The organism is Bradyrhizobium sp. USDA 4504 (assembly GCF_054063995.1).
Genome location: NZ_JBSSGV010000001.1, coordinates 3,872,113 through 3,885,257 on the forward strand (window position 1 = coordinate 3,872,113; position 13,145 = coordinate 3,885,257).

Below are 13,145 nucleotides of genomic sequence, written 5' to 3' on the forward strand. Positions count from 1 at the left end.
CTTCGTGAGCGCGACCTCAGCCCGCCCCTCGCACGCCGCGCAGCCCTCGGGCAGCGCCTTCATTCTCAAGAAGGCCCTGATCAGCGCCCTTGTCGCGCTGGTGCTGTTCTCGCTGATGATCGGCATTCGCACCGAGGCCGGGCCGCAGGGCGGCTTGATCTACTGGACGCGGTTCGGCGACCTCGCAGCCCTTGTCGCTACCGTGTTCGGCGGCAGCATCGTCGTCGAGTTGCTGCGGCAATGGTGGGGACCGGTCGACAAGGACCGCATCGTGCCGAAGCCGGTGCAATCGGCGATGTCGTTCGCCGGCCGCTGGCTGGCGCCGGCGCTCCTGGTGTTCACCTTCCTCGTGCCTGTCATCTTCTACAACCAGCGCTACATTCTCGACCTGTCGATCCTGGTCCTGACCTATGTGATGCTGGGATGGGGATTGAACGTCGTGGTCGGCCTCGCCGGCCTGCTCGACCTCGGCTATGTCGCGTTTTACGCGGTCGGCGCCTATTCCTATGCGTTGCTTGCGACCAATTTCGGATTGTCGTTCTGGGTCTGCCTGCCGCTTGCCGGCATCCTGGCGGCGTTCTGGGGCGTGCTGCTCGGCTTCCCGGTGCTGCGGCTGCGCGGCGACTATCTTGCGATCGTGACGCTCGCCTTCGGCGAGATCATCCGCCTCGTCATCATCAACTGGCAGAGCCTGACCGGCGGCCCCAACGGCGTCTCGGGAATTCCCCGCCCGACCATGTTCGGCATTCCGCTGACGGCGGGTGACGACGGGCTCGCCGCCAAGCTCGGCATCGAATTCTCGCCGACCCACCGCCTCGTCTTCCTGTTCTATCTGATCCTGGCGATGGCGCTGATCACCAACTGGGTGACGATCCGGCTACGGCGGCTGCCGATCGGCCGCGCCTGGGAAGCGTTGCGCGAGGACGAGGTCGCCTGCCGCGCGCTCGGCATCAACACCACGACCACCAAGCTGACGGCGTTCGCGACCGGCGCGATGTTCGGCGGCCTCGCCGGCGCGTTCTTCGCCACCCGGCAGGGCTTCATCAGCCCGGAATCCTTCACCTTCCAGGAATCGGCGCTGGTGCTGGCGATTGTGGTGCTCGGCGGCATGGGCTCGCAGCTTGGCGTGGCGCTCGCCGCGCTGACCATGATCGGCGGCTTCGAGCTGTTCCGCGGCCTCGATCAATACCGCATGCTGGTGTTCGGCATGGCGATGGTGCTGCTGATGATCTGGCGGCCGCGCGGGCTGATCGGCCATCGCGCGCCGACCGTGTTCCTGGAACGCAACCAGGCGATCTCGTCCGACCTCGTCAAGGAGGGCCACGGATGAGCGGCGACCCCATCCTCACCGTCGACCGCCTGATGATGCGCTTCGGCGGCATCGTCGCGGTCAACGAGCTGTCCTTTGCGGCCGAGCGGCGCAAGATCACCGCGCTGATCGGGCCGAACGGCGCCGGCAAGACCACCGTGTTCAACTGCATCACCGGGTTCTACCGGCCGAGCGGGGGCGCGATCCGCCTCGCCCATGACGACGGCCGCACCATCCAGCTCGAGCGGCTGAACGATTTCCGCATCTCCAAGCAGGCCAAGGTGGCGCGCACCTTCCAGAACATCCGGCTGTTTCCCGGCATGACCGCGCTGGAAAATCTGATGGTCGCCCAGCACAACGCGCTGATGCGCGCCTCGGGCCTGACCCTGCTCGGGCTGCTCGGCCTGCCGTCCTGGCGCGAGGCCGAGCAGCGCGCCATCGATCTGGCGCGGACCTGGCTCGCGCGCGTCGGCCTGCTCGACCGCGCCGACGATGCCGCGGGAAATCTGCCCTATGGCGACCAGCGCAGGCTCGAGATCGCGCGCGCGATGTGCACTGAACCGGTGCTGCTCTGTCTCGACGAGCCGGCGGCCGGTCTGAACGCGCGCGAGAGCGGCGGGCTCAACGAGCTGCTGCTGTCGATCCGCAACGAACAGGGCACCTCGATCCTCCTGATCGAGCACGACATGTCGGTCGTGATGGAGATCTCCGATCACGTCGTGGTCATGGATTACGGCGTCAAGATCGCCGAAGGCACGCCGCAGACGGTGCGCGACGACCCCAAGGTGATCGCCGCCTATCTCGGCGCCGACGAGGAAGAGGCGATCGCCGTGATGGAGAGCGGCACGTGAGCGCGGCACAGGCAACGACACCCCTGCTCGCGGTGCGCGGCGTGCGCGCGGCGTATGGCAAGATCGAGGCGCTGAAGGGCGTCGATATCGAGATCAATCGCGGGGAGATCGTCGCCCTGATCGGCGCCAACGGCGCCGGCAAGTCGACGCTGATGATGACGATCTTCGGCAGGCCGCGCGCCCGCGCCGGCGCCATCGAGTTCGACGGCCGTGACATCACCGGCGTGCCGACCCACGAGATCGCGCGGCTGCGCATCGCACAATCGCCGGAGGGCCGGCGGATCTTTCCGCGCATGAGCGTCGCGGAAAACCTGCAGATGGGCGCCGATGCCACCGAATGCAGCGAGGCCGAGCGCGCAGCCGGGCTGGAGCGGGTGTTCGCGCTGTTCCCGCGCCTGAAGGAACGCGTCGCACAACGCGGCGGCACGCTGTCGGGCGGCGAGCAGCAGATGCTGGCGATCGGCCGCGCCCTGATGAGCCGGCCGCGGCTGTTGATGCTGGACGAGCCCTCGCTCGGGCTCGCGCCGCTGATCGCGCGGCAGATCTTCGACGCCATCCGCACGCTGAACCGGCAGGACGGCCTCACCGTGCTGATCGTGGAGCAGAACGCCAACCATGCGCTGAAGCTCGCCCATCGCGGCTATGTCATGGTCAACGGGCTGATCACGCTGGCCGGAACCGGCGCCGAATTGCTGCAGCGCCCGGAAATCCGCGCCGCCTATCTGGAAGGCGGCCGCCGCGGCTAGCTTGACGTTCCGTGCCGTCCCCGCAAGCAAGACGCGGCGGATGCAGCGTCGATTTGCCTGAAAATTGCCGGTGACTTCGCCGCGAAATCAGCTGAGAATGCCCGCGGTTTTGGGGCCCGGCGTGCCGGGCCCTTCCGCAAGAGGCAACGACCACGAGGGACGTCTCATGAAATCACTGAAGCTGATCGGCCTGGCACTTGGCGCTTCGTTCGCATTATCGGCGAGCGCGTTCGCGCAAGACATCACCATCGCCGTCGCGGGCCCGATGACGGGCTCCGAATCCGCTTTCGGCCGGCAGATGAAGAACGGCGCCGAGCAGGCGGTCGCCGACATCAACGCCGCCGGCGGCGTGCTCGGCAAGAAGCTCGCGCTGGAAGCTGACGACGACGCCTGCGATCCGAAGCAGGCGCGCTCGATCGCGGAAAAGATCGGCTCTTCGAAGATCCCGTTCGTGGCCGGCCATTTCTGCTCGTCGTCCTCGATCCCGGCCTCCGAGGCCTATGCCGACGCCAACGTGCTGCAGATCACCCCGGCCTCGACCAACCCGCTGTTCACCGAGCGCAAGCTCTGGAACGTGGCGCGCGTCTGCGGCCGTGACGACCAGCAGGGCCTGGTCGCAGCCGACTACATCATGAAGAATTACAAGGGCAAGAACGTCGCGATCCTGAACGACAAGACCACCTACGGCAAAGGCCTCGCCGACGAGACCAAGAAGGCGCTGAACAAGGCCGGCTTCCAGGAGAAGATGTTCGAGTCCTACAACAAGGGCGACAAGGACTTCAACTCGATCGTCTCGCGCCTGAAGCGCGACAACATCGATCTGGTCTATGTCGGCGGCTACCATCAGGAAGCCGGCCTGATCCTGCGCCAGATGCGCGACCAGGGCCTGCAGACCGTGCTGATGGCCGGCGATGCCATGAACGACAAGGAATTCGCCTCGATCACCGGCCCCGCCGCCGAAGGCACGCTGTTCACCTTCGGCCCCGACCCGCGCAACAAGCCGACCGCGAAGGCGATCGTCGAGAAGTTCAAGGCCAAGAACATCGACCCCGAGGGCTACACGCTTTACACCTACGCCGCGATGCAGGTCTGGACGCAGGCCGTCGCCAAGGCCGGTTCGACCGACGCCAAGAAGGTGATGGACACCATCAAGGCCGGCGAGTGGGACACCGTGCTCGGCAAGATGGCCTTCGACGCCAAGGGCGACATCAAGGCGATCGATTACGTCGTCTACAAGTGGGACGCCAAGGGCAACTACACCGAGATCAATCCGAAGGGCTCCTGAGCCTCTCTCGCGTCTGATCCAATCAGAGTACGAGAACGCCCCGGTCCGCCGGGGCGTTTTCTTGACCTGTTGCCTGCAAGTCTTACCGCAGGTGCCTGCCCGCCCATGCCCGACGGTTGATGCATCCGTTGCGGCTGCTATACCGGATCGATCGGACAGCAGGCGGATGGACCCATCGTGAAAAACCTTCTCACCGATATTGCCGGCGTTGCCGTCGGCCATGCCGACGATCCCACGGTCGCCTCCGGTGTCACCGCCATCCTGTTCGAGCGGCCGGCGGTCGCCTCGATCGATGTCCGCGGTGGCGGTCCCGGGACCCGCGAGGAAGCGCTGCTTTCGCCGCACAACGTCGTCGAGGCGATCGACGCCATCGCGCTGTCCGGCGGCTCGGCGCACGGGCTCGATGCCGCCGGCGGCGTGCAGGCCTGGCTCGCCGAGCGCGGCCGCGGCTTCCGTATCCGCGACGCGGTGATCCCGATCGTGCCGGGCGCGATCTGCTTCGACCTGCTCAACGGCGGCAACAAGGCGTGGGGACGCTTTCCGCCCTATCGCGACCTCGGCTACGCGGCGGCCAATGCCGCCTCCGATGACTTCGAGCTCGGCAGCGTCGGCGCCGGCATGGGCGCGACCACGGCCAACCTGAAGGGCGGCCTCGGCTCGGCGTCCGACATGACCGACGACGGCGTGACGGTCGCGGCGCTCGCGGTGGTCAACGCGGTCGGCAGCGTCACGGTCGGCAGCGGCCCCTGGTTCTGGGCGGCGCCGTTCGAGGTCGGCGGTGAATTCGGCGGGCGCGGCCTGCCGCCCTCGTTCACGCCGGACATGCTAAAGGCGCGGCTGAAGGGCGGCGCCGACGCGCGCGCCGTCGAGAACACCACCCTCGTCGTCGTGGTGACCGATGCGCAGTTGACGAAGCCGCAGGCACGGCGGCTTGCGATGATCGCGCAGACCGGCATGGCGCGCGCGATCTATCCGGTGCACGCCCCGCTCGACGGCGACGTGGTGTTTGCCGCCGCGACCGGCGCCAGGCCGATCGATCCGCTGTTCGGCCTCACCAGGCTCGGTGCGCTCGCCGCCAACACGGTGGCGCGCGCCATCGCCCGCGGCGTCCATTCAGCGGCCGCGCTGCCATTCGCCGGCGCGCTACCGAGCTGGCGGGACAGATTCGGTTAGATCATCGCGCTTCTGGCTCTGCCGTCATTGCGAGCGAAGCGAAGCAATCCATCTGTCCGCACATGTGGACAGATGGATTGCTTCGTCGCTCCAGCGCAAAATTGCTTTGCAATTTTGTCGCCGAGCTCCTCGCAATGACGGAAATTACCAGTCTCGTCTTAAGCGCTGACCGAAATCGCAGCGAAGTCCTGCGCCGAGATCGCCTTCGCCTGGCGCTGGATCAGCTGCTCGACGATATTGTAGGACGAAGCCGCGTTGAGGGTCGCGGAGGATGTGGCCGGCGTCGTCATAGCCACCTTCGAGCCGTCGGCATAGGTCGTCGTCGTGGTGGTCGAGCCGTCGCTGTTGGTCACCGACGTCGAGGTCGCGCCGTCCAGCGCCTGCATCAAGGGATCGGAGCTCGATCCGCCCGCGCCGCTGCTGGATTCGTCGGTCGAGCCACTGGCCATGTGATGGCGATGATGGCCACCGCCCTTGTGGCCCTGCAAGGCCTGGGACATCTCGTCGAGGCTGACGTTACCGTCGCCATTGCTGTCGAGCTTGGAGAACACGTCGTCGGCCTGCGCCGTATTGGTGCCGCCGGCGCCGAGCGCGTTCTCGAATTCCGACTGGGTGATCTTGCCGTTGCCGTCGGCATCGATCTGCGAGAACAGGTCCTTGAGCGCATCCGAGCGGCTGGCCGCCGTCGGGCTGTTTGAAACCGCGGTCTGGGACTGGCTTTGCGCGGAAATCAGCGCGCCCATCGTCAGGGGCGAAATCTGCGGAGAGCCGCTGCCCGAGCCGGTACCGGTGCTGCTGCCGGCCGACGTCGATGTACCGGTCGAAGGGGCGAACAGGCCGGTGGTCTGATTCCCCTGACCAGAGCTGCCGGTCTTGGTCGTCGACTTCGACGACATCAGCGAGCTCAAGAGGTCAATGGCCGACGACGCAGCGCCAAGGGCGAACAGCATGGCAATACTCCAACAGGGCCGCGCCTGGCGGCTCAAACGCTGGTCAATGGCTGAGCAAAGGGCGTGCCATGGCAAAAACCCAGCAAAACCAGGCGTTCCCGCATCGAAGCGGGTTCCGCGCACCCGGCAAGAGCTGCCGCCGGCGGAAGAATTTTCCGGTCGCAGAGCGCCGTCCGCTCGTCATTGCCCGCCACGCGTCCGCATGTTAGGCGGACTCACCCGTCGCCCCCTGAAGTGTTCCGGAACAGCTGACATGACTCAGTCATTCACCCCGCGTCCCCTCGTTATCGCTCCGTCGATCCTGGCGTCGGATTTCTCAAAGCTCGGCGAGGAGGTCCGCGCCGTCGACCAGGCCGGCGCCGACTGGATCCATCTCGACGTGATGGACGGACACTTTGTGCCGAACATTTCCTATGGCCCCGACGTCATCAAGGCGATGCGGCCGCACACCAAAAAGATCTTCGACGCCCATCTGATGATCTCGCCCTGCGATCCCTACCTGGAGGCGTTCGCCAAGGCGGGCTGCGACCATATCACGGTGCATGCCGAGGCCGGCCCGCATTTGCACCGCTCGCTGCAGGCGATCCGCGCGCTCGGCAAGAAGGCCGGCGTCTCGCTCAATCCGGCAACGCCGGCGAGCGCGATCGAATATGTGCTCGACCTGATCGACCTCGTGCTGGTCATGTCGGTCAATCCCGGCTTCGGCGGCCAGGCCTTCATCCGCTCGGCGATCGGCAAAATCAGCGATGTCAGGGCGATGATCGCGGGCCGGCCGATCGACATCGAGGTCGACGGCGGCGTTGCACCCGACGTCGCGGGCCAGCTCGCGGCCGCCGGCGCCAACGCCTTTGTCGCGGGGTCCGCCGTGTTCAAGGGCGGCACGGTCGAGGCTTACAAGACCAACATCGCCGCGATCCGCCATGCGGCGGCCGAAGCTCGCGGCGAGGCGATCTGACGATCCGGGGAAACTAGAACAGTGCGGGCGGCGTGGCCGCGGCATTCGCCGCTTGCTCGGCCGCCTCATCGCTCTCGCCGTCGTCCGCTTGCGACGCCAGCCGCGACGGCCGCACCACGGTCACCGTGCACGGCGCTTCCCCCGCGACCCTGGCGGACACGCTGCCGAGCAGCGCGCGCCGCAGCGAGTTCTGCCGCGCGCCGATGATGATGTGGTCGACCAGGTTGACCGCGGCGAACTCGAGGATCGCGGCCGCCGGATCGATCGCCTCCAGCACATGCACGGTCAACCGCCCTTCCTCGAGCCCGAACGGCCGCGCCCAGTGCTGCAGCGCCACCAGGCGGTCGACATGCTTGTTCTGGCCCTGCTCGTCATGGGTGCGGTCGATCGCCAGGCGATTGAGCTTCAGCACATTCACGCAGGCGAGCCGCGCCGAGGGCGAGGTCGACAGCACCCGCTCGGCGGTGACGCGGATGGTGTCGTTCAGCGCCTCGGCACCCTCGCCGATATCGAGCGCGACGGCCACGATCGGGCTCGAGGCGAGCTGGGCCGCGACATCGGACTTCGGCCGCGGCGGCACCGCGCCGAGATTGAAGCGGCGGCGCCAGACCGTGCTGAGCGGATCGCGGCGCAGCCGCTGCGCCCGCGCCGTCAGCTTCACCTGATCGGGATGGCCGAGATCGAAGGCAAGCTGCGCCGCGGTCGGATAGCGCGCGGCGGGGTCGATCTCCAGGCAGCGCAGCACGATTTCCTGCAGCCAAGGCGGATAGTCGGGCTTCAGCTCGCGCGGCGGATAGGGATCGCGCCACAGCCGCCGGCGCATGCCGCGCAGGCTTTCGGTCTCGCCGAAGGGGCGGACGCCGGTGGTGAAGAAGTAGAGCAGCACGCCGAGCGAAAACAGATCGCTGCGCGGATCGTCGCGGACGCCGAGCAAGCGCTCCGGCGCCATGTAGGGCGCGGTGCCGTAAGGCAGCCGAAACTCCTCCTGCAACAGGTCGGGCAGATGCCGGTGATGCGAGAGGCCGAAATCGATCAGCACCGCCTCGCCGCGCTCGCGGAACATGATGCTGCTCGGCTTGATGTCGTGATGGATGACGTTCTGCCGGTGCAGGCTGGCGAGCGCGGTGGCGACCTTGCCGCCGATCACCCTCACCTCCTCATACGGCATCGGCAGCTCGCCGAGCCGCTTGTAGAGCGTCTGACCGGGGATGCGCTCCATCACCACATGGGCCTGGCGTTCGAAGTCGCCGGTGCCGAAACAGGCCGGCACGTGCGGCCCCGACAGCCGCGGCAGGATCATCTGCTCCATCTCGAAGCTGACGATCGCGGCCGGATCCTCGCCCTCCGAGGTGAGCGGCACCTTCATCAGCAGCGGCACGGTGATGCCGGGATGGGTGACGCTCCACAGCGTCGCCATGCCGCCGCGGTGCACGCGTTCGCCGATGGTGAAGCCATCGATCTCGGCGCCCGCCTGCATCGCCAGCGCCGCCATCGGCGTCACCGGCCGAGCGGCAGGCGGTCGGCGAGCCAGTGCGGCAGGCCGTTCGCCTTGATCCGCGCCGCCGCGGTTGCGACGTCGTAGGGCACGCGATGAAAGGTGATCTCGCGGCTTATGGTATCGAACATCGCAAACGACGCCGCGGGATCGCCGTCGCGCGGCTGGCCGACCGAGCCGAGCACCGCAAGCCAGCGCCGCCCCGGCAGCAACTGAACGGCGATGCCCGAAGTCGGAACGAAGCTCGTCATCTTGGCGGTCGAGGACATCGAATAGAGGCCGGGACGATGGATGTGGCCGCAGAACGTGATCTGCAGCTCGGTGGCCATCATGCTGCGCGCGGCGTCCGCGGTGTCGCGCACGTAGCGCCATTTCGCGGGCTCCGAAGCTTCGGAGTGCACGTAGAGCCGATTGTCCTCCTCCCGCGACATCGGAAGCTCGGCAAGGAACGCCTTCTGCTCGCCGCTGAGCCGGCCGCGGGTCCAGTCGATCGCAGCCTGCGCCTCGGCATTCATGCTGTCGCTCGGCACGCCGATCGCATTGTCATGATTGCCGCGCACCGCGATCGCGCCCTTGGCGACGAGGTCCATCACCGTGTCGACGGCCCATTCGGGATCGGCACCGTAGCCGACGATATCGCCGAGGCAGATCAGCCGCTCGGCGCCGCGCGCATGCGCAGCGTCGAGGCAGGCGGCGAAGGCCTGCCGGTTGGCGTGAATATCGGCAAACAGTGCAAGCCGCATCGTGGTCCGCGTTGCTGATCCCTATCCGATATCAAGCACATGCGGCCCCGGGCTCGCAATCGGGCCAAAGGCATCAGGTGGTCAGGGGATGTCGGCAGAAAGCTCAGCTAGGGCTTGCAGACCCGCAGGCCCTTCAGCAGCAGGGCCAGCAGCGCATCGATCCGCCCCGGGCATTCCGGCTTGGCCCATTCCTCAGCATGCGCCGGGTGATGGTAGCGGACGGTGGCGTCGAACACGGCACGGGCGGTCGCCTTCACATTGTCGATCTCGAACACGCCCTGCGCGACACCGTCGGAGAGGATTTTCGCGATCAGGTCGACCTGCTTGTCCTTGTAGGCTTCCACCACCTCGCGCGCGTCCTGCGCCAGCGCCAGGTAGGTCGCGAACATCTCGGGATCGTCGCAGACCTTCTTCTGCTTGATCGTGAAGGCGGTGCGCAACCATTGCTCCAGCCGCTCCGGCGCCGGGCCTTCGCCGGCTGCGATCTTGCACAGCGGCTCGTTGGCGCGGTCGAGCCAGCGCTTGGCGACGGCATCGCGCAGCGAGGCTTTGCTGGGGAAGTGACGGTAGACGCTGCCGTGGCTGACATCCAGCGCACGGGCAACGTCGACAACGGTGGCCTTGGTCAACCCGAAGCGCCTCAAGACATCCTCAGTTGCCTCAAGGATCCGCTCGGGTGTCAAAACCACCGCCTCGTTCATGCGTTTACCGTCTGGTTATCGCTGTCCTGCCCGCGGGTGAACTTGGCGGCCTGGGCGGCCAAGTGGCGAGCGACGCGAAGATTGAGCCACTGTTGAATCTGGGCGGTCAATTGAAAGATTTCTATGGTCATGGAGGTAGTCCTTCGAGGTAGTCAATTAAGTCCGGCTCCCCGGCCAAACGCCGGAACAGCCACTGGGCGCCCTCCTCCCTTGGGCTGATGAATATATACACCATCCCGCTGACAGATTTCAATATCTGTCAGACAATATTTTGTGAAATGACAGCGGTCCTCCCGGGAAAGCCCCCGGCTGATGGGCGCTACAACGTTCCGTGAGCAGCGGGGGCGATCTGCCAATCCGCGCCTATCTCTCGCTCGGGGCTACCTGGGAGAGACTTGCATGGACCGGCCAATGACCTTGAAGGAGATCGCCAAGATCACCGCGGGCGCGGTGGTCTCGCTCGTCATTGTCGGGTGGCTGATGGTTCTTGCGATCGCATTCCTGACGGTGCTGTGAGCCCGCCTCACCGCGCCGGCCCCTCACCGGGCTTGGCGACGGAATCGAAAGGGGCCGCTTCACGCAGCGGCCCCTTTGCCGGGAAAATCGCTTCGGGATGAAATCTAGCCCCGGTTAGCCCCAAGACTACACACTTCAGGGAATTGAGGAATTCCGGATGATTACTGTCCATCCCGCTGACTGATTATTCCCGATCCCTATTTTTGTGCCACCCTCCCGGGGAGGCATCCTGCTATCGCTGCTCGTCCTTGGGCGGCATCCGGGGCGGCGGCAGCGGCGTGAACACCGACCCTTGCGCGCCGGCCGGCGGGGCCACGAACGTCCCCGTCGTGGAATCACCGCCGGTCGTCTCCAGGATCGTCTTCGGCGTGATGTACTCCCTGACGAAGTCGATGATGGTGCCGTCGCCGCCGCCGAAATCCGCCGCCCGTCCGCCTTGCGGGTGCCCGGCCTTGATCTCGTTCTCGGCGGTGTGGGTCTGCGCCGCCAGCGCGTCGCTATAGGGAATGCGGAAGGCGCGCGGGATCGCGCTCGGCCGGTTGTCCTCGTCAAGCTCCTCGACCCAGAGATAGATCGAGCCGGGGTCGCCCTCCAGCGAATGCGGCTCCACGATCCGCGTCGACAGCAGCTTGAAATTCGCCGGCAATTTTTCCGCGGACGCCCAGCCGAGCAGATCGCGCATGCCGCCGAAGCTGACGAAATAGAACGCGCTGGTCACGACGATGACGACAGCCTTCAGCGACCAGTGCAGCCGCGCATAGACCAGCACGATCAAGAGCAGCGCACCGACCACCGCGTATGCGACCGCAAGCGTGAGGATCGCCGACTGCAAGCTAATCATTGCGGAGCACCCTGACGCCGGATTTCGGGACGCCGGTGTTAGGATCGAGGTCGCCGCCGTTGCGCCAGCTGCTGCGGAAGGTCTCGAGCAGCGATTTCGGCCGCCGGTCGACGTTGATCACCTTGCCCTCGGCATCGAGACGAAACCTGACCGCGGTCTTCTCGTCGCCGGTGTGATCGACGGTCAGCTTGTCGTCGAAGATCACCTGCGCGGTCGGATTGAGCTTCTGCACCTTCACATTGGCCTGCACTGGCTGGCCGGTCGTCGCCTGGAAATGCGAGACGTTGACGGTGTATTCGCCGGCGACGACGCCGCGCAGCGTGACGATCTCCTCGCGGATCGGCGATGCGATCTTTTTGCCGTTGACCACGATGAAGTCGTTGGCGCCGCCGCGGTCGTCGCGATCGAGCGTCAGGAAGCCGGCCTCGCGATGCCGGTACCAGGCGATGTTGCCGGCCGGATCCTGCACGAACAAGTCGAGATCGTCAGGATGGTTGTCCGGCCAGTCCATCGTGATGATGAACTCCGCCTTGGATTCGATCTTGCCTTCCTTGGAGTCCGGCGACACCGCAAGCAGCGCCAAGAAGAACAGGAAGGCGATGACCTGCAGCGCCTTGAACAACATCACGCCGAGCGGATCGAACGGCTCCTCGCGCGGATAGAGCCCGAACTCATCCATCATGACGGCGTACCAAGGCGACGTTCGAGGGCCGGCGTGACGTGCGTCTCGGTCAGCACGACTGCGTCGGAAAACACCCGCTGGGTCGCGGAATCGAGCATGTAATACTGGATCCGGACCAGGATCGATCCGATCAGCCCGGCCAGCGTCGTGTACATCGCGACCGCCATGCCGTCGCTCATCAGGCCCATCGACGATTTCATCGCGACCTTGTCGGCGGCATCCAGCGAAGCGATCGGCGCCAGCATGATGATGAAGCCGATGATGGTGCCGAGCAGGCCGAGCTTCATCAGCGTGTCGGAGACGAAGGCGCCGAAGCCGTTGGACCCGCGCAGCCGGTCCGCCAGCGTCCGCAGCAGCAGGGTCTGGTCGATGCGCCCCTTGGCCTGCGCCTCGGCCTTCTGCACCAGGCTCTTGATGTGATCGGTGACGAGCCCGCCGGGCAGGCCGCGGGCATTTGATGCGAGCGCCCCCGATGCAAGGATCTTGGCGCCATCGGGCGCGGCGAGGATGGTGCGGCAGGAGCGCGCGACCTCGCCTTCCCGCGCGATCGCCCGCGTCCGCCAGAAGCAATGGATGCAGGTGACGATGTAAAGGACGGCGATGACGCTGGAAATGTAGGTGCGGTCGGAACTGATCATGAGGCGGATCAGCCCGTAGCGCCACAGCAGGAATGCGGCGAACACCGAAAGGCCGGTGAAGATCATCCAGAGCAGCAGGGCGCTGCGCTCTGCCGCGTCCGTGCCGGCCGATGCGGCCGCGACATCGACCTTGGCATCCATGCTGCGTGAGCTCCCTGTGTTCCGTGAGGCGCGGCGCGGGCCTCACCTTCCGTTAGAGCAGAGCCGGCCTGCGCCGTCCAAAGACATCTGCCCAGATTCCGTCAGGCAAATTTCCCGAC

14 protein-coding genes are annotated in these 13,145 nt (G+C 66.3%); 6 read left to right on the plus strand and 8 right to left on the minus strand.

From position 1 onward, the window contains the following. Nucleotides 1-4 precede the first annotated feature (4 nt). The 5 genes from livM to ACVMB1_RS18140 all read left to right on the plus strand — a co-directional run bounded on the left by livM (nucleotide 5) and on the right by ACVMB1_RS18140 (nucleotide 5,364). A complete protein-coding gene (gene livM / locus ACVMB1_RS18120) occupies nucleotides 5-1,330 on the plus strand; it encodes a high-affinity branched-chain amino acid ABC transporter permease LivM (protein ID WP_057018422.1) in 1,326 nt (441 codons plus the stop codon). Further along, nucleotides 1,327-2,160: an ABC transporter ATP-binding protein gene (locus ACVMB1_RS18125; protein ID WP_028336791.1), complete on the plus strand. Its 834-nt coding sequence runs from the start codon at nucleotides 1,327-1,329 to the stop codon at nucleotides 2,158-2,160. Before livM ends, ACVMB1_RS18125 begins: the two co-directional genes overlap by 4 nt. Further along, nucleotides 2,157-2,906, plus strand: a complete 750-nt coding sequence (locus tag ACVMB1_RS18130) for an ABC transporter ATP-binding protein (RefSeq protein ID WP_018272406.1) — start codon at nucleotides 2,157-2,159, stop codon at nucleotides 2,904-2,906. The genes ACVMB1_RS18125 and ACVMB1_RS18130 overlap by 4 nt, the downstream gene beginning before the upstream one ends. A gap of 166 nt (nucleotides 2,907-3,072) precedes the next feature. Further along, nucleotides 3,073-4,191, plus strand: a complete 1,119-nt coding sequence (locus ACVMB1_RS18135) for a branched-chain amino acid ABC transporter substrate-binding protein (RefSeq protein ID WP_028339917.1) — start codon at nucleotides 3,073-3,075, stop codon at nucleotides 4,189-4,191. A gap of 177 nt (nucleotides 4,192-4,368) precedes the next feature. After that, nucleotides 4,369-5,364: a P1 family peptidase gene (locus ACVMB1_RS18140; RefSeq protein ID WP_076828508.1), complete on the plus strand. Its 996-nt coding sequence runs from the start codon at nucleotides 4,369-4,371 to the stop codon at nucleotides 5,362-5,364. A gap of 158 nt (nucleotides 5,365-5,522) precedes the next feature. Here the strand turns inward: ACVMB1_RS18140 and ACVMB1_RS18145 are convergent, their stop codons facing one another. Next, a complete protein-coding gene (locus ACVMB1_RS18145) occupies nucleotides 5,523-6,314 on the minus strand; it encodes an EF-hand domain-containing protein (protein ID WP_076828506.1) in 792 nt (263 codons plus the stop codon). Nucleotides 6,315-6,567: 253 nt separating this feature from the next. Here ACVMB1_RS18145 and rpe point away from each other — a divergent pair, with 253 nt between their 5' ends. Next, nucleotides 6,568-7,269 (plus strand): ribulose-phosphate 3-epimerase, encoded by a 702-nt coding sequence (rpe, locus tag ACVMB1_RS18150; protein WP_076828504.1) that lies wholly within the window; start codon nucleotides 6,568-6,570, stop codon nucleotides 7,267-7,269. A gap of 13 nt (nucleotides 7,270-7,282) precedes the next feature. Here rpe and ACVMB1_RS18155 read toward each other — a convergent pair whose 3' ends face one another. From ACVMB1_RS18155 to ACVMB1_RS18185, 7 genes are all read right to left on the minus strand, one after another. Continuing rightward, nucleotides 7,283-8,761 carry a serine/threonine protein kinase gene (locus ACVMB1_RS18155; RefSeq protein WP_456848782.1) on the minus strand — a complete coding sequence of 493 codons (1,479 nt, stop codon included), beginning with the start codon at nucleotides 8,759-8,761 and terminating at the stop codon, nucleotides 7,283-7,285. A gap of 5 nt (nucleotides 8,762-8,766) precedes the next feature. Then, nucleotides 8,767-9,507 (minus strand): metallophosphoesterase family protein, encoded by a 741-nt coding sequence (locus ACVMB1_RS18160; RefSeq protein ID WP_076828500.1) that lies wholly within the window; start codon nucleotides 9,505-9,507, stop codon nucleotides 8,767-8,769. Between the two features lie 107 nt (nucleotides 9,508-9,614). After that, complete coding sequence (locus ACVMB1_RS18165) at nucleotides 9,615-10,208, minus strand: TetR family transcriptional regulator (RefSeq protein WP_076828498.1); 594 nt, start codon at nucleotides 10,206-10,208, stop codon at nucleotides 9,615-9,617. Continuing rightward, nucleotides 10,205-10,339 (minus strand): hypothetical protein, encoded by a 135-nt coding sequence (locus ACVMB1_RS18170; protein WP_016843141.1) that lies wholly within the window; start codon nucleotides 10,337-10,339, stop codon nucleotides 10,205-10,207. Before ACVMB1_RS18170 ends, ACVMB1_RS18165 begins: the two co-directional genes overlap by 4 nt. Nucleotides 10,340-10,956: 617 nt before the next feature. Next, complete coding sequence (locus ACVMB1_RS18175; RefSeq protein WP_076828497.1) at nucleotides 10,957-11,565, minus strand: hypothetical protein; 609 nt, start codon at nucleotides 11,563-11,565, stop codon at nucleotides 10,957-10,959. Beyond that, nucleotides 11,558-12,247, minus strand: a complete 690-nt coding sequence (locus ACVMB1_RS18180; RefSeq protein WP_076828495.1) for a hypothetical protein — start codon at nucleotides 12,245-12,247, stop codon at nucleotides 11,558-11,560. The genes ACVMB1_RS18175 and ACVMB1_RS18180 overlap by 8 nt, the downstream gene beginning before the upstream one ends. Next, nucleotides 12,244-13,026, minus strand: coding sequence for a MotA/TolQ/ExbB proton channel family protein (locus ACVMB1_RS18185; RefSeq protein WP_253607960.1), 783 nt, complete (start codon nucleotides 13,024-13,026; stop codon nucleotides 12,244-12,246). Before ACVMB1_RS18185 ends, ACVMB1_RS18180 begins: the two co-directional genes overlap by 4 nt. Nucleotides 13,027-13,145: the final 119 nt, after the last annotated feature.

Excerpts from the sequence above, each read along its gene's own strand:
- ACVMB1_RS18125 (WP_028336791.1), top strand. The coding sequence starts at position 1,327 with ATGAGCGGCGACCCCATCCTCACCGTCGACCGCCTGATGATGCGCTTC.
- ACVMB1_RS18135 (WP_028339917.1), top strand. The coding sequence starts at position 3,073 with ATGAAATCACTGAAGCTGATCGGCCTGGCACTTGGCGCTTCGTTCGCA.
- ACVMB1_RS18145 (WP_076828506.1), bottom strand. The coding sequence starts at position 6,314 with ATGCTGTTCGCCCTTGGCGCTGCGTCGTCGGCCATTGACCTCTTGAGC.
- rpe (WP_076828504.1), top strand. The coding sequence starts at position 6,568 with ATGACTCAGTCATTCACCCCGCGTCCCCTCGTTATCGCTCCGTCGATC.
- ACVMB1_RS18155 (WP_456848782.1), bottom strand. The coding sequence starts at position 8,761 with ATGGCGGCGCTGGCGATGCAGGCGGGCGCCGAGATCGATGGCTTCACC.
- ACVMB1_RS18160 (WP_076828500.1), bottom strand. The coding sequence starts at position 9,507 with ATGCGGCTTGCACTGTTTGCCGATATTCACGCCAACCGGCAGGCCTTC.
- ACVMB1_RS18165 (WP_076828498.1), bottom strand. The coding sequence starts at position 10,208 with ATGAACGAGGCGGTGGTTTTGACACCCGAGCGGATCCTTGAGGCAACT.
- ACVMB1_RS18170 (WP_016843141.1), bottom strand. The coding sequence starts at position 10,339 with ATGACCATAGAAATCTTTCAATTGACCGCCCAGATTCAACAGTGGCTC.
- ACVMB1_RS18175 (WP_076828497.1), bottom strand. The coding sequence starts at position 11,565 with ATGATTAGCTTGCAGTCGGCGATCCTCACGCTTGCGGTCGCATACGCG.
- ACVMB1_RS18180 (WP_076828495.1), bottom strand. The coding sequence starts at position 12,247 with ATGATGGATGAGTTCGGGCTCTATCCGCGCGAGGAGCCGTTCGATCCG.
- ACVMB1_RS18185 (WP_253607960.1), bottom strand. The coding sequence starts at position 13,026 with ATGGATGCCAAGGTCGATGTCGCGGCCGCATCGGCCGGCACGGACGCG.